Consider the following 20,756-nt stretch of genomic DNA (forward strand, 5'->3'; position numbering starts at 1 on the left):
AATCAGATCGCCCAGCGCAGGCCGTGGGCCGGAACGCCGGGCCAGTCGCCGGCTGCCTCTTCGGCGCCGGGCTTTTGCAGCACGCGGTCGAGGATGCGTTTTTCGAGGGCGGCGAACGCCGGGTCGCCCTGCGAGCGCGGGCGCGCCAGGGCGATGCGCTCGTCCAGCGCGATGCGCCCGTCCTCGATGAGCACCACGCGGTCGGCCAGGGCCACGGCCTCCTGCACGTCGTGCGTGACCAGCAGCGCCGTGAAGCGGTGGCGCTGCCACAGCCCTTCGACAAGGCGGTGCATCTCGATGCGCGTGAGGGCATCGAGCGCGCCCAGCGGTTCGTCGAGCAGCAAGAGGCGCGGCCGGTGCACCAGCGCGCGCGCCAGGGCCACGCGCTGGCGCTGGCCGCCCGACAGGCGCGCGGGCCATTCCTGCGCGCGGTCGGCCAGGCCCACCTGGGCCAGCACCTCCAGGCCACGCGCGCGCCGCTCCGGGGGCAGGCCGAGCGTCACGTTGTCCAGCACGCGGCGCCAGGGCAGCAGGCGCGCGTCCTGGAACATGATGCGCGTGCCGCCGTGCAGGCCGTGCACGGGCCGGCCATCGACGGCGAGGCTGCCCTCGCTCGCCGCCTCCAGGCCCGCGACGAGGCGCAGCAGCGTGCTCTTGCCGCAGCCGCTGCGGCCCACGATGGCGATGAATTCGCCAGGCTCGATGGAAAGCCGCGCGCGGCGCAGCACCTCGCGCGCGCCGTAGCGCTTGGTCAGGCCGCGGATGTCCAGGCGCACGCCGCCCGGGGGGGATTCGGTGGGTTTATCAGTCAAATCAGGCTCCAACGCTTTCGCATCAAGCGCAAGCAGCTATCAAAACAGGAATTCATTGGGCACGGCCGATCAGGTGATCGCTTCATGCCTGGTAGCCGGGGTGCCAGCGCAGCCACCATTGCTCGAGGGCGCGCGCGAACACGTCGGCCAGCTTGCCCAGCAGCGCGTAGAGCAGGATGCCCACGAGCACGATGTCGGTCTGCAGGAATTCGCGCGCGTTCATGGTCAGGTAGCCGATGCCCGACTGCGCGGAGATGGTCTCGGCCACGATCAGGATCACCCACATCAGGCCCAGAGAGAAGCGCAGGCCCACGAGGATGGACGAGAGCGCGCCGGGCAGGATGATGTCGCGGTACAGCTGCCAGCGCGCGAGGCCGTAGGTGCGCCCCATCTCGATGAGCGCCGGGTCCACGCTGCGGATGCCGTGGAAGGTGTTCAGGTAGATCGGGAAGAACACCGACACGCTGATGAGGAACAGCTTGGCCGATTCGTCGATGCCGAACCACAGGATCACCAGCGGGATCAGCGCCAGCGCCGGGATGTTGCGCACCATCTGGATGGTGGAGTCCAGCAGCGTCTCGGCCCAGCGCAGCGAGCCGGTGAGCAGGCCCAGCAGCAGCCCCAGGCCGCCGCCCACGCCCAAGCCCGCCAGGGCCCGGCCCGCGCTCACCTTCACGTGCGTCCACAGCTCGCCCGAGGCGGCGAGCTCCCACGCGGCGCGCACCACGGCCAGCGGCGCGGGCAGCACACGCGTGGAGAGCCACCCCAGCGACGAGGCGGCCTGCCACGCGGCGATGAGCGCCAGCGGCACGAGCCACGGCACGAGGCGCCGGCCCACGCCGGCGGCGAAGGACGCTAGGGCGCCCGGCTCCCGGGGCGTAGCGGCGGCGGCCGCGCCGGCATCGAGTTCACGGATGGCCTGTGTCATTCCCTGCCCCCTTCAGCTCTGCGCCGCGCGCGGCACGTACAGGTTGGCCACCGCCTCGCCTGCGGGCTGCGGGCCCAGGCGGCGGCGCACGTCCAGCGGCAGCAGCGGGAACACCAGCTCCGCGAAGCGGTAGGCCTCCTCCAGGTGCGGGTAGCCCGAGAGCACGAAGGTGTCGATCCCCAGGGCCGCGTACTCCTCGATGCGCGCGGCCACCGTCTGCGGATCGCCCACCAGCGCCGTGCCCGCGCCGCCGCGCACCAGGCCCACGCCGGCCCAGAGGTTGGGGCTGATCTCCAGCTCGGCGCGCGTGCGCCTGGCGCCGCCGGCGTGCAGCGCGGCCATGCGGCGCTGGCCCTCGGAATCCATGCGCGCAAAGGCGGCCTGGGCCTGCACCACGGTCTCGTCCCTCACGTGGCCGATGAGCTCCTCGGCTGCGGCCCAGGCGGCCTCGTCCGTCTCGCGCACGATCGCGTGCAGCCGGATGCCGAAGCGCACCGTGCGCCCATGCCGCGCGGCGCGCCCGCGCACGTCGGCGATCTTGCGGGCCACCTCGGCGGGCGGCTCGCCCCAGGTGAGGTAGGCATCCACCTGTTCGGCGGCCAGCTCGTGCGCGGCCTCGGACGAGCCGCCGAAGTACACCGGCGGGTGGGGCCGCTGCAGCGGCGGAAAGAGCAGCCTGGCGCCCTTCACCTGGAGGTGCTCGCCCTCGTAGTCGAAAGGCTGCCCGTCGTGGCTGCGCGCGAGGATCTCGCGCCACACGCGGATGAACTCGGCCGACTGCCCGTAGCGCGCCGCGTGGTCCAGGAACACGCCGTCGCCCTCCAGCTCGGCGCGGTCGCCGCCGGTCACGAGGTTGATGAGCAGCCGCCCGCCCGAGAGCCGGTCGAACGTGGCCGCCATGCGCGCGGCCAGGCTCGGCTGATGCAGGCCGGGGCGCACGGCCACGAGGAACTTCAGGCGCCGCGTCACGGCGATCAGGCTGGAGGCCACCACCCACGGGTCCTCGCACGAGCGGCCCGTGGGGATCAGCACGCCCTCGTAGCCCAGGCTGTCGGCGGCGATGGCGATCTGCTGGACGTAGTCGTGGTCCAGCGGGCGGGCACCGCGCGCGGTGCCCAGGTAGCGGCTGTCGCCGTGGGTGGGGATGAACCAGAAGATTTGCATGGCGTGGTCTCTTTCTCTACGGTGTGTCTGCAAGGGGTTGCGGGGTCAGCAGGCGGCGGCCAGGCCCCAGGCGATGGCGGTGGTGCGCAGCACGCGCTGGCGCTGCTGGTCGATGGCGGAGCGGCGGGTCATGGCGGGCCCCCCTTCAGGCGGCCGCCCAGGGCGAGCGCGCCACGTCGCGCACCTGGATGCGGCGCGGGATGAGCTTCAGGTCGAAGAACGTGTCGGCGATGTGCTGCTGCTCGGCCAGGATCGCGGGCGTGACGGGGCCCGTGCCGTACTCCGCGCGCCCCACGGCCAGCTCCACCACGGGCCGAGGTATGCCGTACAGCGGCGCCAGCTCGGCCGCCAGCAGGCCGCGGTTGGCCCGGGCCCAGACATCCACCTTGTCGATCTCCTCGACGGCGATGCGCAGCACGTCCGCGTTGCGCTCGGCGTAGGGCAGCGACGAGAAGAAGTACCCCCGGTTGCCCACCACGCCCGTGGCGTCGGCCAGCACGGTGGCGCCCAGCGCCTTCTCGGCCGAGGCGAGGAAGGGGTCCCAGACCACCCAGGCGTCCACCGAGCCTTTCTCGAACGCCGCGCGCGCGTCGGCCGGCGGCAGGAAGGCCACGTTCACGTCGGCGTAGCGCAGGCCGTGCTTCTCCAGCAGCTTCACCAGGAAGTAGTGCACGTTGCTGCCCTTGTTGAGCGCGACCTTGCGGCCCTTGAGATGCGCCACGCTGCGTATGGGCGAGCCCTGCGGCACCAGCACCCCTTCGGCGCGCGGGCGCTGCACGGTGGCCGCCACGTAGGCCAGCGGCGCGCCGGCGGCCTGCGCGAAGATGGGCGGCGCCTCGCCCACGTCGCCGAAGTCGATGGAGCCGACGTTCAGCGCCTCCAGCTGCACGGGCCCGGCGGTGAACTCGGTCCAGCTCACCTGCACGCCCAGCGGCGCCAGGCGCCGCTCCAGGGTGCCGCGGCTTTGCAGCAGCGTGAGCAGGCCTTTCTGGCGGCCTATGCGCAGGCGCCGCGGCGCGGCGGCGGTCTGCGCCAGGCCCGTGCCCGCGCCGGCCAGCGCGGCGGCCGAGGCCGCACCCTGCAGCAGCAGGCGGCGGCGCGCAGTGGAAAACGATGGTGTGTGTGTCATGGATGCATTCCTTGGGAAATCCGGCGATGAAGGGACGACAGCCATCCCGCCCATGCGCCGGCGAGGCGCGCGGGAGCGGCAAGCGTTGGAGGGGTAAGGACAAGGGCGGGCGGCGGCGGCCCCCGCCGTCAGACGCTACATCGCACCTGCGAGAAAGGCACCGGCGCGAACTGCGTGGCCGGCGCGGGCGCTGCGGGCCGCAGCGTCTCGGTGACGAGCAGGTGCACCGCGTCGTCGATGCGGCCGGCCACGTCGCCGGCCACCTCGTGCGAGCCCTCGGGCGTGAGCACCACCTGCGCGTCGGTCGCGTAGATGCCCGGCAGGATGTGCCGTGCGCCCAGCGACTGCAGCACGGGCCGCAGCGCGTAATCGAGCGCCAGCATGTGGTGCGGGCTGCCGCCCGTGGCCAGTGGCAGCACCGTCTTGCCCTTGAGCGCCGTCTGCGGCAGCAGGTCCAGGAAGACCTTGAGCACGCCGCTGTAGGCAGCCTTGTAGACGGGCGTGGCGATGACGAGCACGCGCGCGTCCAGCACCCGCTGCACGGCCTGGGCCACGCTGCGGTGGCCGGTGTCGGCCAGCAGCAGGGCCTGCGGGTTCAGGTCGCGGATGTGCAGGTGCTCGGGCGGCGCTGCGCGCCGCGCAAGGCGCAGGCCCACGGCATCGAGCAGCGCGGCGGAGCGCGAACGCGGCGAGGGGCTTCCGGCGATCAGCAGGACGGACATGGTTTTGCTTTCCTTTTCATAGCTGCCAGCGCTTTTTGGGAAAGCGCTGCAGGCCTATTCGACTGTTATTTCTTGGTGTAGATCTGGTCGAAGCTAGCGCCGTCGGCGAAGTGGTCCTTGTCCGCCTTGGCCCAGCCGCCGAACGCCTGGTCGATGGTCACGAGCGTGAGCTTGGGGAACTGCGCGTCGAACTTGGCCCTGGCCTTCTCGCTCGTGGGGCGGTAGTAGTTGCGGCCCGCGATGTCCTGCCCTTCGTCGGAGTACAGGTATTTCAGGTATTCCTCGGCCAGCGCGCGCGTGCCCTTCTTGTCCACCACCTTGTCCACCACGGCCACCGTGGGCTCGGCCAGGATGGACAGCGACGGCACGACGATCTCGAACTTGTCCTTGCCGAACTCCTTGAGCGCCAGGAACGCCTCGTTCTCCCAGGCCAGCAGCACGTCGCCCACGCCGCGCTGCACGAAGGTGATGGTAGAGCCGCGCGCGCCGGTGTCGAGCACGGGCACGTTCTTGTAGAGCCTGGCCACGAAGTCCCTGGCCTGTGCGTCGCCGCCGTACCTGCGCTTGGCGAACTCCCACGCCGCCAGGTAGTTCCAGCGCGCGCCGCCGCTGGTCCTGGGGTTGGGCGTGATCACCTGCACGCCGGGCCTGGCCAGGTCGTCCCAGTCCTTCAGGCCCTTGGGGTTGCCCTTCTTCACCAGGAACACGATGGTCGAGGTGTAGGGCGCCGAGTTGTGCGGCAGGCGCTTCTGCCAGTCGGCGGCCAGCAGGCCGTGCCTGGCCAGCGCGTCCACGTCGCCGCCCAGGGCCAGCGTGGCCACGTCGGCGTCGATGCCGTCGATGATCGAGCGCGCCTGCTTGCCCGAGCCGCCGTGCGACTGGCGCAGCTGCACGTCCTGGCCCGTCCTGGCCTTCCAGTGCCTGGCGAACGCCTGGTTGTACTCGGCGTACAGCTCGCGCGTCGGGTCGTAGGAGACGTTGAGGAACTGCACGCCCTGCTGCGCGGGCGCCGGCAGGGAAAGGCCCCACCCGAGCGTGGCCGCCAGGACGGCGGCGAGGGGAAACTTGATAAAGTGGCGGCGATTTTTCATGGAGTGCCTTCGTTGCGGTGAATGTCGATGCAACGCATTCTGGAAGTCACTCTTCAAAACTGGAACTAATAAGATTTCAGTTTGTTATATCCAAAACATCTGAAACTCCCCAAGGAACCCCTGACATGGCACGCACCGTCCACTGCATCAAGCTCGGCAAGGAAGCCGAGGGCCTCGACTTCCCGCCCTACCCCGGCGAGCTGGGCAAGCGCATCTACGAGAACGTGAGCAAGCAGGCCTGGGCCGACTGGCTCAAGCACCAGACGATGCTGGTCAACGAGAACCGCCTGAACCTGGCCGACGCCCGCGCCCGCCAGTACCTGGCGCGCCAGATGGAAAACCATTTCTTCGGCGGCGGCGCGGACGCCGCGGCGGGCTACGTGCCGCCCAGCGCCTGACCGCCCACGCCCATCCACGCACCGCCGGCGCGGGGCGGCGCCATGGCGCGTGCCCCCCGGACGGCGTGCGCCCGATCCTTCCCGGAGGTTTCCCGTGCTCCCATCGGTCTCCCTGCTGGAGTCGTTCCAGGCCTCGCAGATGAGCTTCATGCTGGCGATCTACCTGCTGGCCATCACGGCCGAGGCCATGTCCGGGGCCCTGGCGGCCGGGCGGCGCAACATGGACATCTTCGGCGTCACGGTGATCGCCTTCGTCACCGCCCTGGGCGGCGGCACGCTACGCGACATGGTCCTGGGCCACTACCCGCTGGGCTGGACGCAGCACCCCGAGTACGTGTACCTCGTGATCGCGGCCGGCCTGCTGACCACCGTGGTGGCGCGCTACATGATCCGCCTCAAGCGGGTGTTCCTGCTGCTCGACGCCCTGGGGCTGGTCGCGTTCTCGCTGATCGGCTGCAGCGTGGCGCTGGAGCTGGGCTACCCCGGCGTGGTGGTGGTCATGGCCGGCATGATCACCGGCATCAGCGGCGGCATCCTGCGCGACGTGCTGTGCAACCAGGTGCCCGTGGTGTTCCGGCGCGAGCTCTACGCCAGCGTGTCCCTGGCGGTGTGCCTGCTGTTCCTGGCGCTGCGCGCCTGGGACGTGGACCACGACACCGGCACCGCCGTGTGCTTCGCCGGCGGCCTGGCGCTGCGGCTGGCGGCCATGCGCTTTCACTGGCGGCTGCCCGTTTTCTCCTACCAGCAGCGCTGGGAATGACAGCCCCGCACCATGCCTGAATCCCTCTCCTGGCTGCCCGACGGCACCCCCTTCAGCACGCGCTTCGGCGACCGCTACCACGGCGAGCAGGGCCTGGCCCAGGCGCGCGACGTGTTCCTGCACGGCTGCGGCCTGCCCCAGGCCTGGGCCGGCGCGCAGCAGTGGCGCATCCTGGAGACGGGCTTCGGCTTCGGGCTGAACTTCCTGGCCACCTGGGCCGCCTGGCGCGCCGACCCCGGCCGCCCGCGGCTGCTGCACTTCGTCTCGCTGGAGGCCTGGCCGGTGCCGGCGGACGCGCTCCTGCGCGCGGCCGGGCGCCACCCCGAACTGCTGCCCCTGGCCCGGGAGCTGCACGCCCAGTACTGGGGCCTGCTGCCCGGCGTGCACCGCCTGTGGTTCGAGGACGGGCGCGTGCTGCTGACCCTGTGCGTGGGCGACGCCCAGGCGCTGCTGCGCCAGCAGCTGTGGGAGGTGGATTCCGTGTACCTGGACGGCTTCAGCCCCGAGCGCAACCCCGACATCTGGAGCCTGGAGACCCTCAAGGCCATGGCGCGCCACTGCCGCCGCGGCACGCGCCTGGCCACCTGGACGGTGGCGCGCAGCGTGCGCGAGGCGCTCGCGCAATGCGGCTTCGTGGTCGACAAGGTGCCCGGCCTGCCGCCCAAGCGCGACAACCTGCAGGCCCGGTTCGACCCGCACTGGCAGCCGCGCACCAGCCGCCAGGCACCCGCGTTCGCACGGCCCGCGCGCTGCCTGGTGCTGGGCGCGGGCCTGGCCGGCGCCACTGCCGCCGCCAGCCTGGCGCGCCGCGGCTGGCGGGTGACGGTGCTGGACGCGGGGGACGCGCCCGCCGCCGGCGCCTCGGGCCTGCCGGCGGGGCTGTTCGCGCCCCACCTCTCGCCCGACGACAACCTGTTCGCCCGCCTCTCGCGCGCCGGCGTGCGCGCCATGCTGCAGCAGTCGCAGGCGCTTTTGCAGGCGGGCATCGACTGGAGCCCGGCCGGCGTGCTGGAGCGCCGCCCCGCGGGCCAGCCGGGCCTGCCCGCCGGCTGGCACGACGGCCCCGGCGCCGACTGGAGCCACACGGCCGACGCCGGGCGGCTGGCCGCGGCCGGCCTGCCGCCGGACGCCAGCGCCTGCTGGCACGCGCGCGCCGGCTGGGTGCGCCCATCGCGCTTCGTCGCGCGGCTGCTGGAGCAGCCCGGCATCGCCTGGCGGCCGCGCAGCGCCGTGGCCCGCCTGGCGCGCGGCACCGGCACCTGGCAGGCGCTGGACGATGCCGGCAACCCGCTGGCCGAGGCCGAGCTGCTGCTGCTGGCCGCCGGCCCGGCCTGCAACACCCTGCTGGCGCCGCTGCAGGCACCGCCGCTGCCGCTGCAGCCGGTGCGCGGCCTGATGTCCTGGGGCCCGCAGCCCGCGCAGGCGCAGGGCCTGCCGCCCTTCGCCGTCAACGGCGGCGGCGCACTGGCCGCCCACGTGCCCTGCGGCGGCGGCCCGGCTTGGCACATGGGCGCCACCTTCGAGCGCGACGTGGACCGCCTGCCGATGACCGCCGAGGAACAGGCCGCCGCCCACGCCAGCAACTGGCGGCGCCTGCAGGCGCTGGTGCCGGCGGCGGTACCAGCGCTGCGCGCGGCCTTCGAGGACGGCCAGGGCCTGCGCGCCTGGGCCGGCGTGCGCTGCACGGCGCACGACCGCATGCCCATCGTCGGCCCGGTGGCGCCCGCCGCCCTGCCGGGCCTGTGGGTCAGCACCGCCATGGGCGCGCGCGGCCTGACGCGCGCCGTGCTGTGCGCCGAGCTGCTGGCCGCCCGCCTGATGGGCGAGCCCCTGCCGGTGGAGGCCCGGCTGGCCCAGGCCATGGGCTGCGAACGGCTGTAGCCGGCAGCCATCGCCGGATCGCGCCGGGCCGCGCCGCCACTGGCGCATAAGCTTATCCGCATAAGGGAAGCACAAAACAGTAGTTTGAGCCCATAAGCCGTGCTTCTACAGTCGCGGCCATGCCTGATTTCGCGTTCATCCTCGCTGGTTTCGCCGTCGGCCTCATCGTGGGCCTGACCGGCGTGGGCGGCGGCTCGCTGATGACGCCGGTGCTGATCTTCGTCTTCGGCGTCAAGCCCAACCTGGCCGTAGGCACGGACCTGCTGTTCGCCGCCTTCACCAAGCTGGGCGGCACGCTCGGCCTGGCACACCAGCGCCTGGTGCCCTGGCGCGTGGTGGCCCAGCTGTGCGCGGGCAGCATCCCCGCCGCCCTGCTGGCGCTGTGGGCGCTGCGCCACCTGGGGCCGGACAGCGCCGCCGCCCAGCGCCTCATGACCACCACGCTGGGCGCGGCCCTGCTGCTCACGGCGGCCGCCACCTTCTACAAGGTGCTGGTGTTCTCGCCCGAGCGCGCCGCCGCCGAGGCGGCACGCCGCCGCGCCCAGTCCGCCGACGCCACCCGGCCGCGCCACTGGAGCCTGCCGGTGCTGCTGGGCGCGGTGATCGGCGTCCTGGTCACCTTCACCTCGGTGGGCGCGGGCGCCATCGGCGTGTCGGTGCTGCTGCTGGTGTTCCCGCACCTGCCGCTGCCGCGCATCATCGCCGCCGACATCGCCTACGCCGTGCCGCTGACGCTGGTGGCGGGGCTGGGCCATGCCTCGCTGGGCTCGGTGAACTGGCCGCTCCTGGGCCTGCTGCTCGCCGGCTCGCTGCCGGGCATCTGGCTGGGCTCGCGCCTGGTCGCGCGCACGCCCGAGCGCCTGATCCGCTCCGTCCTGTCCGTGCTGCTGGCCTGGGCCGGGGCCAAGCTGGTTTTGATCTGAATCCCTGATTTTTCTCTCCCCACGCCATGTACCAATACACCGACTTCGACCGCCAATTCGTGAAGCTGCGCGCGCAGCAGTTCCGCGACCAGCTGGAGCGCTGGCAGCGCGGCGAGCTGACCGACGAGCAGCTCCTGCCCCTGCGCCTGCAGAACGGCTGGTACATCCAGCGCTACGCGCCCATGGCGCGCATCGCCGTGCCCTATGGCGAGATCAGCAGCCTGCAGCTGCGCACGCTGGGCCGCATCGCCCGCGAGTACGACAAGCCCGACCCCGAGCTGCTGGCCCACGCCCAGGCCACGCAGGACCAGCTCGAAGCCTCGCAGCCCGGCCAGACCCTGCCCGCGCCGCCGCTCAAGTACGGCTACGGCCACTTCACCACGCGCACCAACTGCCAGTTCAACTGGATCCCGATCACCAAGGCGGCCGACGTGATGGACCTGCTGGCCAGCGTGTGCATGCACGGCATCCAGACCAGCGGCAACGACATCCGCAACATCACCTGCGACGCCTGGGAGGGCATCGCCGAGGACGGCATCGTGGACTGCCGCCCCTTCGCCGAGATCACGCGCCAGTGGAGCTCGCTGCACCCCGAGTTCAGCTACCTGCCGCGCAAGTTCAAGATCGCCTTCAACGGCGCCGCCGAGGACCGCGCCGCCATCGGCTGGTACGACATCGGCCTGCAGGCGCTCAGGAACGACGCGGGCGAGGCGGGCTTCACCGTGAAGGTGGGCGGCGGCATGGGGCGCACGCCCATCGTGGGCAGCGTGGTGCGCGAGTTCCTGCCCTGGGACCAGCTGCTCAACTACATCGAGGCCATCGTGCGCGTGTACAACGGCTACGGCCGGCGCGACAACAAGTGGAAGGCGCGCATCAAGATCCTCGTGAAGAGCGAGGGCCAGGCCTTCATCGACGCGGTGGAGAAGGAATACCGCGCCATCGTCGACCTGGACGGCGCCCCGCACACCATCGCCCAGGCCGAGCTCGACCGCGTGACGAGCCACTTCGTGGTGCCCGAGCTCAAGAGCGCCGGCCTGCCCGCCAAGGTGGACCCGCAGGGCCAGCTCTACCAGCGCTGGCTGCGCCAGAACGTGCGCGGCCACCGCCTGCCGGGCATGAAGACCGTAACCCTGTCGTTCAAGCGCCCGGGCTTCGCCCCCGGCGACGCCGACGCCGACACGCTGGACGCCCTGGCCCAGCTGGCCGAGCAGTTCAGCGCGTCCGAGGCGCGCCTGACCCACGAGCAGAACCTGATGCTGCCCTGGGTGTTCGAGTCCGACCTGCCCGCGCTGTACGAGGCCGCGCGCAAGCTGGGCCTGGCGCAGCCCAACATCGGCCTGCTGACCGACATGATCTCCTGCCCGGGCGGGGACTTCTGCTCGCTGGCCAACGCGCGCTCGCTGCACATCGCCGCCGCCGTGACCGAGCGCTACCAGGACCTGGACGAGCTGTTCGACATCGGCCCCATCGACCTGCACATGAGCGGCTGCATCAACAGCTGCGGCCACCACCACAGCGGCCACATCGGCATCCTGGGCGTGGACAAGGACGGCAAGGAGTGGTACCAGATCACGCTCGGCGGCGCGGACGGCTCCCAGCTCTCCGGCCCCGCGATCGGCGGCAAGGTGGTCGGCCCCTCGTTCACCGCGGCCGAGGTGCCCGACGTGATCGAGGCGCTGCTGGACACCTTCCGCAGCCTGCGCCAGAGCGGCGAGCTGTTCATCGACACGCTGCGCCGCGTCGGCCACGACCCGTTCAAGCAGGCGGCCAACGCGGCGCGCCACCCCAAGGTCGAGGAAGCCCAGGCGCTGTGACCAGAACGATGCCCACGGAGAAGAATGCTATGAAAATCATTGCTGCTGACGCAGTACCAGAAAGCGCTGGGGCCGAAAAAACCCTGCAGATCCCCAACGATGCCGAGCTGGCCGAGCTGGCCGCCAGCGGCGCGCTGGAGGGCGTGCGGCGCGTGGAGCTGCAGTTCCCCAAGTTCACCGACGGCCGCGCCTACAGCCAGGCGCTGCTGCTGCGCCGGCGCTACAAGTTCGCGGGCGACATCCGCGCCACGGGCGACGTGCTGATCGACCAGCTCGTGCACATGCACCGCAGCGGCTTCACCAGCGCCGTGCTGGCCCCGGGCGTCAATGCCGACGCCGCGCAGCGCCAGTTCGACCGCTACAGCGCCTTCTACCAGGGCGACGTGCTGGAGCCCCGCCCCCTGTTCGCACGGGAGGCAGCATGAGCACCCTGGACCTCGGCCGCATCAACGCCGAACTGGGCCGCGACGCGCCCGGCCTCGTGAAATGGGCCCTGGGCCTGAACCAGCGTTCCATAGTCACCACCAACTTCCGCCCGTTCGAGGCGGTGATCCTGCACCTGGTCACGCGGGTAGCGCCCGACGTCCCGGTCGTCTGGATGGACAACGGCTACAACACCGAGGCCACCTACCGCTACGCCGACGAGGTGACCCGGCTGCTCGGGCTCAACCTGCGCATCTACCTGCCGCTGCGCTCGCGCGCGCACCGCGAGGCGGTGGATGGTCCCGTGCCCGCCCTGGACGACCCGCGCCACGCCGCCTTCACCGAGGAGGTGAAGCTCGAACCCTTCGCCCGCGCGCTGCGCGAGACCGCGCCCCAGGTCTGGTTCACCGCGCTGCGCGCCACCGACAGCGCCGTGCGCGCGCAGATGGACCCGGTGAGCATCAACCCCGACGGCCTCGTCAAGGTCGCGCCGCTGCTGCACTGGACGTCCAGGGACCTGCACCAGTACTGCGAGGCCCACGGCCTGCCCAACAACTTCGACTACGTGGACCCGACCAAGGGCGAGGAGCAGCGCGAATGCGGCCTGCACCTGGCCCACTGAAGAAAAACGATAGCTGCCAGCGCAGGCCCCACAAGCGCTGCAGCCCGATTTGATTGGAAAGACAAATGAACGCCCGAGTTGACACCTCCGTGCTCACGCACCTGAGCAACCAGCACCTGGACGCGCTGGAGGAAGAAACCATCTTCATCCTGCGCGAAGTGGCCGCCGCCTTCGAGCGCCCCGCGCTGCTGTTCTCCGGCGGCAAGGACTCGCTGGTCATGCTCCGGTGCGCCGAGAAGGCCTTCATGGATTCGAAAGGCCCCTCCGGCAGCCGGGGCCGCATCCCCTACCCGCTCTTGATGATCGACACCGGCCACAACTTCCCCGAGGTGACCGACTTCCGCGACCAGCGCGCCAGGGAGCTCGGCGCCGAGCTCATCGTGCGCAGCGTCGAAGACTCCATGGCGCGCGGCACGGTGCGCCTGGCGCACCCGGGCGAGAGCCGCAACGTGCACCAGTCGGTCACGCTGCTCGAAGCCATCGAGGAATTCCGCTTCGACGCGCTGATCGGCGGCGCGCGCCGCGACGAGGAAAAGGCCCGCGCCAAGGAGCGCATCTTCTCCCACCGCGACGGCTTCGGCCAATGGCAGCCCAAGGCCCAGCGGCCCGAGCTCTGGACGCTGTTCAACACCCGCATCGCCCCGGGCGAGCACTTCCGCGTGTTCCCGATCAGCAACTGGACCGAGCTGGACGTGTGGCAGTACATCGACCGCGAGGCGATCGCCCTGCCCAGCCTCTACTACGCGCACCAGCGCCAGGTGGTAGAGCGCCGGGGCCTGCTGGTGCCCGTCACGCCGCTCACCCCGCCCAAGGACGGCGAGCAGGTCGAGACCCGCACCGTGCGCTTTCGCACCGTGGGCGACATCACCTGCACCTGCCCGGTGGAAAGCCCCGCCGCCAGCGCCGCCGAAATCGTGATCGAGACCCTGGCCGCCGAGGTCAGCGAACGCGGCGCCACGCGCATGGACGACAAGACCTCCGACGCCTCGATGGAAAAGCGCAAGAAAGACGGGTACTTCTGATGACTACCAATTTAATAGCTGATACCGCAACAGCGGCGCGCGCTGCGGCCATGAACGACCATGTTTCCGCGCTGAAGTTCATCACCTGCGGCAGCGTGGACGACGGCAAGAGCACGCTGATCGGCCGCCTGCTCGTGGACAGCCGCGCCGTGCTGCAGGACCACCTGGCGGGCGTGCAGCGCGGCGGCGAGGTGGACCTGGCGCTGCTCACCGACGGCCTCTCGGCCGAGCGCGAGCAGGGCATCACCATCGACGTGGCCTACCGCTACTTCGCCACCGAGGCGCGCAAGTTCATCATCGGCGACGCGCCCGGCCACGAGCAGTACACGCGCAACATGGTCACCGCCGCCTCGCAGGCCGACGCCGCCGTGGTGCTGGTGGACGCGACCAAGCTCGACTGGCAGAACCCCCGGCTCGCGCTGCTGCCGCAGACGCGCCGCCACAGCCTGCTCGTGCACCTGCTGCGCGTGCATTCGCTGGTGTTCGCCGTGAACAAGCTCGACGCCGTGGCCGACCCGGCCCTGGCCTTCGCGCACATCCGCGCCGCGCTGCAGCAGTTCGCGCAGGATGCGGGCATCACCGTGGCCGCCACCGTGCCCGTCTCGGCCCTCAAGGGCTGGAACGTGGTCGACGCCCGGCCGGGCTGGTGCGGCTACGAGGGCAGCAGCCTGCTGCAGATCCTGGAGCTGCTGCCCCATACCCCGGCCGACGCGCACCTGCCGCTGGCCTTCCCGGTGCAGTGGGTGGAGAAGTTCTCCTCGTCCTCCGACACGCGCCAGGGCCGGCGCGTGTTCTGGGGCCGCGTGGCCGCGGGCGGCGCCCAGGTGGGCGCGCAGGTGCAGGTCTTCCCCAGCGGCCAGCGCGCCGTCATCGCCCAGGTGCTGGACCACGCGCGCCGCCCCGGCGGCATCCAGGCGGGCGGCAGCGCCGGCATCGTGCTGGACCGCGAGGTGGACGTCTCGCGCGGCGACTGGATCGTCGCCGCGCCCACGCCCGCCGCCCAGGCCGCGGAGGACGATTTCGACACCCCGGCGGAGCAGCCCAGCTGGCCCGGCCGGCGCGAGCTCGGCGCCACCGTCGCCTGGATGGACGACGAGCCCCTGGTCGCCGGGCGCGTGTACTGGGCGCTGCACGGCCACCGCTGGGTCAAGGCCAAGCTGCGCCGCGTGGTGCACCGCCTGGACATCCACACCCTGGCCGAGCAGGACGCCACGCAGCTCGAACCCAACGCCATCGGCCACGTGGAGCTGCTGCTGCAGGAGCCCGTACCGGCGGCGCCGTTCGGAAAGGCCCGCGTGCTCGGCTCCATGATCCTGGTCGATACCGCCAGCCACAGGACGGCCGGCGCCGTGCTGGTGCGGACGTAGCCAGTGCTGCATTGAGCAGCATCAAGGTTTCCGCGCCACAGGCATGGTCGTCCCGCCGTCCGGGACGGCCATGGGCCTAGAATTGCGGGTTACACCCAATACCGATACCTACAGAAATCCCATGACCCACGTTGTTGTCGAAAACTGCATCAAGTGCAAATACACCGATTGCGTGGATGTATGCCCCGTGGACTGCTTCCGCGAAGGCCCGAACATGCTCGTCATCGACCCCGACGAGTGCATCGACTGCGCCGTCTGCGTGCCCGAATGCCCGGCCAACGCCATCTTTGCCGAAGAAGACCTGCCCAGCGACCAGTTGGCCTTCATCAAGCTCAATGCCGAGCTGACGCCCAAGTTCAAGAGCATCACCAAGCGCAAGGCCGCCCTGCCCGACGCCGACGAGTGGAACGGCACGCCCGGCAAGCTGAAGGACCTGGAGCGCTGATCCTGCCCCCCGCCATGCAAGCGCCCTCAGCCCCCGCACCGGCGCAGGCCGATGCTGTGGTGATCGGCGCGGGCCCGGTGGGCCTGTTCCAGGTGTTCCAGCTGGGGCTGCAGGGCATCGCGGCGCACCTCGTCGACGCCCTGCCCCACGTGGGCGGCCAGTGCGCCGAGCTCTATCCCGACAAACCCATCTACGACATCCCCGGCGTTCCCGTGTGCTCGGGCCGCGAACTGGTCGCGCTGCTGCAGCGGCAGATGGCGCCGTTCGCGCCCGCATGCCACCTGGGCCAGCAGGTCGAGACGCTGGCCGTGCAGGACGACGGCCGCTTCCTGCTGCAGACCACCGCGGGCACCCGGCTGCTGGCGAAGAGCGTCTTCATCGCCGCCGGCGTGGGCGCCTTCGTGCCGCGCACCATCAAGGTGGACGGCATCGCCGCGCTGGCGGGCAGCCAGGTGCTCTACCACCCCGCCGGCGTCGGCGCGGCCCAGGGCCGCCACGTGGTCGTGCATGGCGGCGACGAGGCCGCCGTGCAGGCCGCCATCGCCTGCGCGCCGCTGGCCGCCAGCGTCACGCTGCTGCACCGCCGCGACGTCTTCCAGGCCGCGCCCGCGCTGCTGGCCGAGCTGCAGGCGCTGCGCGAGGGCGGGCGCATCCGCGTCGCCATAGGCCAGATCACGGGCGTGCAGGCCGCGCCGGACGGCCGCCTGCAGGCCCTCGTGCTGCAGCTGCCCGACGGCGCGCAGCAACACCTGCCGCTCGACCTGCTGCTGGCCTACCTGGGCATCTCCCCGCGCCTGGGGCCGGTCGCCGACTGGGGCCTGGCCATGGAGCGCAAGCAGATCGCCGTGGACACGGCCACGTTCGCCACCAGCGTGCCCGGCATCTACGCCGTGGGCGACGTCAACGGCTACCCCGGCAAGCGCAAGCTCATCCTGTGCGGCTTCCACGAGGCCACGCTGGCCGCCTTCGCCGAGGCGGAGCGGCAGGCGGGCCACAGGCTGCCGCTGGAGTACACGACCAGCAGCGAGCGGCTGCATGCGCGCCTGGGCGTGGGCGCATGAACACCCTCGCCACGCCCCGCAACGAAGCCCTGGCCCCGCTGCCGGCCGGGCAGCGCGTGTTCCGCTGGCACGACCATGCCTCGCTCTGGTTCAGCCTGGGCGTGGGGCTGCTGGTCATGCAGGTGGGCGCCTACCTGATGCCGGCCCTGGGCACGCAGCAGGCGCTCCTGGCCGTCGTGGCCGGCTCCGTCATCGGCGCGGGGCTGCTGGGCTGGGTGGCAAAAATAGGCTGCGACAGCGGCCTGGCCAGCGCGGGGCTGATGCACGCCGTCTACGGCCGGCGCTTCGCGGGCCTGCCCATCGTGCTCAACATCGTGCAGCTCGTGGGCTGGGGCACGTTCGAGCTCGTGGTGATGCGCGACGCCACCGTGGCCATAGGCCGGCAGTCCGGCATGCTTGCCGCCGGCGCCTGGCCCGTGGCCGCCACGCTGCTGTGGGGCGGCGTGGTGCTGCTGCTCATCAGCGGCTCCATGGTGCAGCTGGTGCGCCGCGTCATCGCGCGCGTGGCGCTGCCGCTCGTCGTGCTGTCGCTGCTGTGGCTGTCCTGGCAGTTCATCGCCATGGCGCAGGCCCAGGGCCTGGCCCAGATCTGGCAGCGACGCGGCGACGGCGGCATGGGCGTGATGCCGGCGCTCGACCTCGTGATCGCCATGCCCATCTCGTGGCTGCCGCTCGTGGCCGACTACGCGCGCCACGGCGTGAGCGGCGCGGGCGCCCTGCGCGGCAGCTGGATCGGCTACGCGCTGGCCAACATCTGGTGCTATTGCCTGGGCGTGCTGGTGGCGCTGGTGCTGCCCAGCCAGGACCTGGTGACCGCGCTGCTGCTGGCCCAGGGCGGGCTGCTGGCGCTGTCGCTCATCCTCATCGACGAGGTGGACAACGCCTACGGCGACATGTATTCCGGCGCCGTCTCGGCGCACAGCCTGCGCCCGCGCTGGAGCGTGCGCCGCTGGGGCCTGGGCCTGGCGGCGCTGTGCACCGCGCTGGCCCTGGTGCTGCCCATGCACAGCCTGGAGCCGTTCCTGCTGCTGCTCAGCTCGGTCTTCGTGCCGCTGTTCGGCGTGATCCTGGGGCGCCTGGCCTTCGGCGTGCCGGCGCATGCGGCGCTGCAGCGCGCCGCCGGCGTGCACGGGCTGCCCGTGGCGCTGTGGCTGGCCGGCATCGCCTGCTACCACCTGCTGCCGCGCGCGCTGCCGGCCCTGGGCGCGGCGCTGCCCACGCTGGCGCTGTGCTTCGCGCTGGCCTGCCTCACGCGCCCGCGCGGCTGAGCCTGCCGCCACGCGGGCGGAACTTCGGGCGCGCGGCGGGCTCTCCCAAGGCATTCCCACCGTTCACCCCCCATCAAGGAGCCGCCGCCCGTGTCCTTCGCACCGTCCCGCCTCGCCCGCACCCTCTCCACCGCCGCTGCCGCCCTCGCGCTGGCCGCACCGCTGCTGGCCCCGGCCACGGCCGGGGCGCGCGAATTCGTCAGCATCAAGAGCAACGCAGTCAACGTGCGGGCGCAGCCCACCACGCGCTGGGAGCTGGGCCAGGGCTACCCCCTGCAGGTCGAGCAGCGCCGGGGCCAGTGGCTCAAGGTGCGCGACTTCGAGGAATCGCTCGGCTGGGTGTTCGCCCCGCTCACCAGCAAGACGCCGCACCGCGTGGTGACCGCGCCCAGCGCCCGCCTGCGCGCCGGCCCGGGCACGCAGCACAAGATCGTGGGCACGCTGCAGCAGCACGAAGTGGTGCGCAGCCTGGGCCAGTCCGGCGCCTGGGCGAAGGTGCAGCGCGACGGCGGCCAGAAGGGCTGGGTGGCCAAGCGCCTCACCTGGGGCTGGTAGAGCCTGCGGCTCAGCCCTCCAGGATGCGCTGGGGCTGCGGCGCGTAGCCGTGGTTCAGCGGCCCGTGGCCGCGGCCCGTGCGCACGTCGGCCCCCGCGGCGATCGCGCCCAGGATGTAGGCGCGCGCCTCCTCCACCGCCCGCGCCAGGGGCAGGCCCAGCGCCAGGTGCGCCGCGATGGCGGACGACAGCGTGCAGCCCGTGCCATGGCCGTTGTGCGTGGCGATGCGCGCAGAAGCCAGGCGGTGGCGCTCGCCCCCGGGCAGCGCCAGCAGGTCCACCACGCGCTCGCCCGGCAGGTGCCCGCCCTTGAGCAGCGCGGCGCGCGCGCCCAGGGCCAGCAGGTCGCCGGCGGCCGCATCCAGTTCGTCCTCGCCCGTGATCGGGCGACCCAGCAGCCAGCCGGCCTCATCCAGGTTGGGCGTGACCACCGCGGCCAGCGGGAACAGCTCGCGCACCAGCGTGCCCACGGTTTCCTCGGCAATGAGCCGGTCGCCGCTGGTGGCCACCATCACCGGGTCGAGCACCACGCTGGGCAGGCGATGGCGGCGGATGGCATCGGCCACCACCTGAACCACCTCGGGCGCGTGCAGCATGCCGATCTTCACGGCATCGACGCCTATGTCCTCGACCACCGCGTCGATCTGCGCGCGCAGGATGTCGGCGGGCACGCCGTGGATGGCGCGCACGCCCTGGGTGTTCTGCGCCGTGATGGCGGTGATCGCCGTCATGCCATAGCAGCCCAGCGCGCAGAAGGTCTTGAGATCGGCCTGTATGCCCGCGCCCCCGCCGCTGTCGGAGCCCGCGATGGACAGCACGCGCGCATAGCGCCGGGTGGAAGTAGGTGTTTCTTGCGTCATGACAAAAATTATCGACCGTAAGGACACTACCGCTGTGCTGTAATTGCCGCCACGGACGAAACAGGGGTGTCCCCGCCATGTCGGCGGGCGACTGAGAAATACCCTTCACACCCGATCCAGGTCATGCTGGCGTGGGGAGTTTCCAGCACCGGTGCCCAGCCCCGTTTTGTCCTCCATACAGGACTTGAACGACGATGCTTGCGCACCCACCCCTGCGATCCCCCTCCTTCATCACCATCCTCGGCGCCGGCCTGATGGGCCGGCTGCTGGCCGTGGCGCTCGCGCGCCAGGGCCACAAGGTCGAGGTGCACGAGGCCGGCAGCCGCGACGGCGCCACCAGCGCCGCCCACGTGGCCGCCGCCATGGTGGCGCCGCTGGCCGAGTCCATCGTGGCCGAGCCGGGCGTGGTGCGCATGGGCCGGCATTCCCTGGCGCGCTGGCCCGGGCTGCTGGCCCAGCTGGTGCAGCCCGTGTACTTCCAGCACAACGGCACGCTGATCGTCTGGCACCGCCAGGACGCGCCCGAGGCCGCGCGCCTGCGCCAGAAGTTCGAGCAGACCCAGGGCGCCGTTCCCCAGCTGCCGCACATGCAGCCGCTGGACGCCGCCGCGCTGGCCGAGCGCGAGCCGGCCCTGGCCGGGCGCTTCAGCCAGGGCCTGTACCTGCCCGGCGAGGGCCAGCTGGACAACCGCCAGCTCCTGGACGCCTTGGCCGCCACCATGGACGCGCTGGGCGTCACGACGCACTGGCACAGCGCGCGCGCGCCGCAGGACTTCGCCCCCGGCACCGCCGGCCAGCCCGACTGGCTGCTGGACTGCCGCGGCCTGGGCGCGCGCGGGCAGTGGCAGGGCCTGCGCGGCGTACGCGGCGAGGTGGTGCGCCTGCACGCGCCGGACGTCACGCTGCAGCGCCCCACGCGCCTGGTGCACCCGCGCTATTCCATCTATCTGGCGCCCAAGGAGGACCACCGCTTCGTCATCGGCGCGACCGAGATCGAGTCCGAGGACCTGTCGCCCGCCAGCGTGCGCTCCACGCTGGAGCTGCTCAGCGCCGCCTACGCCGTGCACCCGGGCTTCGCCGAGGCGCGCATCACCGAGCTGACCACCCAGTGCCGCCCCACCCTGCCCGACAACCTGCCCGCCATCCGCATGCCGCGCGAGCGCGTGCTGCAGGTCAACGGCCTGTACCGCCACGGCTTCATGATCGCCCCGGCCATGCTGGACGTGGTGATGCAGCTGCTGGGCGAGGGACAATCGGCGCTGGCCCCCGATTTCGAACTCGCGCTGCAAGGCGGCGCAGCAACCGCTGCATGAACATCCTCATCAACCAGAACCCCGTGGAGCTGCCCGACGGCGCCAGCGTGGCCGACGCCGTGGCCAGCCTCGACCCCACGCCCCCGTTCGCCGTGGCCGTCAACCTGCAGTTCGTGCCGCGCGCGGCCTACGCCGCGCACCTGCTGCAGGCCGGCGACAGCGTGGAAATCATTGCCCCGGTCACCGGCGGCTGAAAGCG

At 71.9% G+C, this 20,756-nt stretch carries 22 protein-coding genes and 1 riboswitch; of the genes, 15 read left to right on the forward strand and 7 right to left on the reverse strand.

What is annotated here, in order from left to right; all coding sequences use genetic code 11:
- Positions 1 to 2 precede the first annotated feature (2 nt).
- From ACX12L_RS13205 to ACX12L_RS13230, 6 genes are all read right to left on the reverse strand, one after another.
- Positions 3 to 812, reverse strand: coding sequence for an ATP-binding cassette domain-containing protein (locus tag ACX12L_RS13205; RefSeq protein ID WP_459263005.1), 810 nt, complete (start codon positions 810 to 812; stop codon positions 3 to 5).
- Positions 813 to 894: 82 nt separating this feature from the next.
- Positions 895 to 1,740, reverse strand: coding sequence for an aliphatic sulfonate ABC transporter permease SsuC (gene ssuC / locus ACX12L_RS13210; protein WP_459263006.1), 846 nt, complete (start codon positions 1,738 to 1,740; stop codon positions 895 to 897).
- A gap of 12 nt (positions 1,741 to 1,752) precedes the next feature.
- The gene (gene ssuD / locus ACX12L_RS13215) at positions 1,753 to 2,904 is read right to left on the reverse strand and encodes an FMNH2-dependent alkanesulfonate monooxygenase (protein WP_459263007.1); all 1,152 of its coding nucleotides are present in this window, start codon (positions 2,902 to 2,904) and stop codon (positions 1,753 to 1,755) included.
- A gap of 145 nt (positions 2,905 to 3,049) precedes the next feature.
- The gene (locus tag ACX12L_RS13220; RefSeq protein ID WP_459263008.1) at positions 3,050 to 4,033 is read right to left on the reverse strand and encodes a sulfonate ABC transporter substrate-binding protein; all 984 of its coding nucleotides are present in this window, start codon (positions 4,031 to 4,033) and stop codon (positions 3,050 to 3,052) included.
- A gap of 128 nt (positions 4,034 to 4,161) precedes the next feature.
- The gene (ssuE, locus tag ACX12L_RS13225; RefSeq protein ID WP_459263009.1) at positions 4,162 to 4,755 is read right to left on the reverse strand and encodes an NADPH-dependent FMN reductase; all 594 of its coding nucleotides are present in this window, start codon (positions 4,753 to 4,755) and stop codon (positions 4,162 to 4,164) included.
- Between the two features lie 65 nt (positions 4,756 to 4,820).
- Positions 4,821 to 5,846 carry a sulfate ABC transporter substrate-binding protein gene (locus ACX12L_RS13230; protein WP_459263010.1) on the reverse strand — a complete coding sequence of 342 codons (1,026 nt, stop codon included), beginning with the start codon at positions 5,844 to 5,846 and terminating at the stop codon, positions 4,821 to 4,823.
- A gap of 125 nt (positions 5,847 to 5,971) precedes the next feature.
- On the opposite strand from ACX12L_RS13230, the gene ACX12L_RS13235 reads away from it, so the two are divergent.
- From ACX12L_RS13235 to ACX12L_RS13295, 13 genes are all read left to right on the forward strand, one after another.
- Positions 5,972 to 6,244, forward strand: a complete 273-nt coding sequence (locus tag ACX12L_RS13235) for an oxidative damage protection protein (protein ID WP_013518656.1) — start codon at positions 5,972 to 5,974, stop codon at positions 6,242 to 6,244.
- Positions 6,245 to 6,338: 94 nt separating this feature from the next.
- On the forward strand, positions 6,339 to 7,004 hold the full coding sequence (locus ACX12L_RS13240; RefSeq protein WP_459263011.1) for a trimeric intracellular cation channel family protein: 666 nt from the start codon (positions 6,339 to 6,341) through the stop codon (positions 7,002 to 7,004).
- Positions 7,005 to 7,016: 12 nt separating this feature from the next.
- Entirely contained in the window at positions 7,017 to 8,885 is a 1,869-nt protein-coding gene (gene mnmC, locus ACX12L_RS13245; RefSeq protein WP_459263012.1) for an FAD-dependent 5-carboxymethylaminomethyl-2-thiouridine(34) oxidoreductase MnmC, read from the forward strand.
- Between the two features lie 119 nt (positions 8,886 to 9,004).
- Entirely contained in the window at positions 9,005 to 9,808 is an 804-nt protein-coding gene (locus tag ACX12L_RS13250; protein WP_459263013.1) for a sulfite exporter TauE/SafE family protein, read from the forward strand.
- A gap of 26 nt (positions 9,809 to 9,834) precedes the next feature.
- Positions 9,835 to 11,622: a nitrite/sulfite reductase gene (locus tag ACX12L_RS13255; RefSeq protein WP_459263014.1), complete on the forward strand. Its 1,788-nt coding sequence runs from the start codon at positions 9,835 to 9,837 to the stop codon at positions 11,620 to 11,622.
- 29 nt (positions 11,623 to 11,651) lie between these two features.
- Entirely contained in the window at positions 11,652 to 12,047 is a 396-nt protein-coding gene (locus tag ACX12L_RS13260) for a DUF934 domain-containing protein (protein ID WP_459263015.1), read from the forward strand.
- The gene (locus ACX12L_RS13265) at positions 12,044 to 12,667 is read left to right on the forward strand and encodes a phosphoadenosine phosphosulfate reductase domain-containing protein (protein WP_459263016.1); all 624 of its coding nucleotides are present in this window, start codon (positions 12,044 to 12,046) and stop codon (positions 12,665 to 12,667) included. Before ACX12L_RS13260 ends, ACX12L_RS13265 begins: the two co-directional genes overlap by 4 nt.
- Positions 12,668 to 12,732: 65 nt before the next feature.
- Positions 12,733 to 13,689, forward strand: a complete 957-nt coding sequence (cysD, locus tag ACX12L_RS13270; RefSeq protein ID WP_459263017.1) for a sulfate adenylyltransferase subunit CysD — start codon at positions 12,733 to 12,735, stop codon at positions 13,687 to 13,689.
- Positions 13,689 to 15,056: a sulfate adenylyltransferase subunit 1 gene (locus ACX12L_RS13275; protein ID WP_459263018.1), complete on the forward strand. Its 1,368-nt coding sequence runs from the start codon at positions 13,689 to 13,691 to the stop codon at positions 15,054 to 15,056. Before cysD ends, ACX12L_RS13275 begins: the two co-directional genes overlap by 1 nt.
- 121 nt (positions 15,057 to 15,177) lie before the next feature.
- Entirely contained in the window at positions 15,178 to 15,501 is a 324-nt protein-coding gene (gene fdxA / locus ACX12L_RS13280) for a ferredoxin FdxA (protein WP_094437396.1), read from the forward strand.
- 14 nt (positions 15,502 to 15,515) lie between these two features.
- On the forward strand, positions 15,516 to 16,562 hold the full coding sequence (locus ACX12L_RS13285; RefSeq protein ID WP_459263019.1) for an NAD(P)/FAD-dependent oxidoreductase: 1,047 nt from the start codon (positions 15,516 to 15,518) through the stop codon (positions 16,560 to 16,562).
- Positions 16,559 to 17,830 carry a purine-cytosine permease family protein gene (locus ACX12L_RS13290; RefSeq protein ID WP_459263020.1) on the forward strand — a complete coding sequence of 424 codons (1,272 nt, stop codon included), beginning with the start codon at positions 16,559 to 16,561 and terminating at the stop codon, positions 17,828 to 17,830. Before ACX12L_RS13285 ends, ACX12L_RS13290 begins: the two co-directional genes overlap by 4 nt.
- 90 nt (positions 17,831 to 17,920) lie before the next feature.
- On the forward strand, positions 17,921 to 18,385 hold the full coding sequence (locus ACX12L_RS13295; RefSeq protein WP_459263021.1) for an SH3 domain-containing protein: 465 nt from the start codon (positions 17,921 to 17,923) through the stop codon (positions 18,383 to 18,385).
- Between the two features lie 10 nt (positions 18,386 to 18,395).
- On the opposite strand, the gene thiD is transcribed toward ACX12L_RS13295, so the two are convergent.
- Complete coding sequence (gene thiD, locus ACX12L_RS13300; protein WP_459263022.1) at positions 18,396 to 19,244, reverse strand: bifunctional hydroxymethylpyrimidine kinase/phosphomethylpyrimidine kinase; 849 nt, start codon at positions 19,242 to 19,244, stop codon at positions 18,396 to 18,398.
- A 52-nt stretch (positions 19,245 to 19,296) separates the two neighbouring features.
- A riboswitch (TPP riboswitch) is annotated at positions 19,297 to 19,399 on the forward strand.
- A 39-nt stretch (positions 19,400 to 19,438) separates the two neighbouring features.
- On the opposite strand from thiD, the gene thiO reads away from it, so the two are divergent.
- Together thiO and thiS are read left to right on the forward strand one after the other, a co-directional pair.
- Complete coding sequence (gene thiO, locus ACX12L_RS13305; RefSeq protein WP_459263023.1) at positions 19,439 to 20,557, forward strand: glycine oxidase ThiO; 1,119 nt, start codon at positions 19,439 to 19,441, stop codon at positions 20,555 to 20,557.
- The gene (gene thiS, locus ACX12L_RS13310; RefSeq protein WP_459263024.1) at positions 20,554 to 20,751 is read left to right on the forward strand and encodes a sulfur carrier protein ThiS; all 198 of its coding nucleotides are present in this window, start codon (positions 20,554 to 20,556) and stop codon (positions 20,749 to 20,751) included. Before thiO ends, thiS begins: the two co-directional genes overlap by 4 nt.
- Positions 20,752 to 20,756 lie beyond the last annotated feature (5 nt).

The organism is Alicycliphilus sp. T452 (assembly GCF_054512775.1).

What these genes read in the sequence shown, in the direction of transcription:
- ssuC (WP_459263006.1), bottom strand. Translation starts at nt 1,740, where the DNA reads ATGACACAGGCCATCCGTGAACTCGATGCCGGCGCGGCCGCCGCCGCT.
- ssuD (WP_459263007.1), bottom strand. Translation starts at nt 2,904, where the DNA reads ATGCAAATCTTCTGGTTCATCCCCACCCACGGCGACAGCCGCTACCTG.
- ACX12L_RS13220 (WP_459263008.1), bottom strand. Translation starts at nt 4,033, where the DNA reads ATGACACACACACCATCGTTTTCCACTGCGCGCCGCCGCCTGCTGCTG.
- ssuE (WP_459263009.1), bottom strand. Translation starts at nt 4,755, where the DNA reads ATGTCCGTCCTGCTGATCGCCGGAAGCCCCTCGCCGCGTTCGCGCTCC.
- ACX12L_RS13230 (WP_459263010.1), bottom strand. Translation starts at nt 5,846, where the DNA reads ATGAAAAATCGCCGCCACTTTATCAAGTTTCCCCTCGCCGCCGTCCTG.
- ACX12L_RS13235 (WP_013518656.1), top strand. Translation starts at nt 5,972, where the DNA reads ATGGCACGCACCGTCCACTGCATCAAGCTCGGCAAGGAAGCCGAGGGC.
- mnmC (WP_459263012.1), top strand. Translation starts at nt 7,017, where the DNA reads ATGCCTGAATCCCTCTCCTGGCTGCCCGACGGCACCCCCTTCAGCACG.
- ACX12L_RS13250 (WP_459263013.1), top strand. Translation starts at nt 9,005, where the DNA reads ATGCCTGATTTCGCGTTCATCCTCGCTGGTTTCGCCGTCGGCCTCATC.
- ACX12L_RS13255 (WP_459263014.1), top strand. Translation starts at nt 9,835, where the DNA reads ATGTACCAATACACCGACTTCGACCGCCAATTCGTGAAGCTGCGCGCG.
- ACX12L_RS13260 (WP_459263015.1), top strand. Translation starts at nt 11,652, where the DNA reads ATGAAAATCATTGCTGCTGACGCAGTACCAGAAAGCGCTGGGGCCGAA.
- ACX12L_RS13265 (WP_459263016.1), top strand. Translation starts at nt 12,044, where the DNA reads ATGAGCACCCTGGACCTCGGCCGCATCAACGCCGAACTGGGCCGCGAC.
- cysD (WP_459263017.1), top strand. Translation starts at nt 12,733, where the DNA reads ATGAACGCCCGAGTTGACACCTCCGTGCTCACGCACCTGAGCAACCAG.
- ACX12L_RS13275 (WP_459263018.1), top strand. Translation starts at nt 13,689, where the DNA reads ATGACTACCAATTTAATAGCTGATACCGCAACAGCGGCGCGCGCTGCG.
- fdxA (WP_094437396.1), top strand. Translation starts at nt 15,178, where the DNA reads ATGACCCACGTTGTTGTCGAAAACTGCATCAAGTGCAAATACACCGAT.
- ACX12L_RS13285 (WP_459263019.1), top strand. Translation starts at nt 15,516, where the DNA reads ATGCAAGCGCCCTCAGCCCCCGCACCGGCGCAGGCCGATGCTGTGGTG.
- ACX12L_RS13290 (WP_459263020.1), top strand. Translation starts at nt 16,559, where the DNA reads ATGAACACCCTCGCCACGCCCCGCAACGAAGCCCTGGCCCCGCTGCCG.
- thiD (WP_459263022.1), bottom strand. Translation starts at nt 19,244, where the DNA reads ATGACGCAAGAAACACCTACTTCCACCCGGCGCTATGCGCGCGTGCTG.
- thiO (WP_459263023.1), top strand. Translation starts at nt 19,439, where the DNA reads ATGCTTGCGCACCCACCCCTGCGATCCCCCTCCTTCATCACCATCCTC.
- thiS (WP_459263024.1), top strand. Translation starts at nt 20,554, where the DNA reads ATGAACATCCTCATCAACCAGAACCCCGTGGAGCTGCCCGACGGCGCC.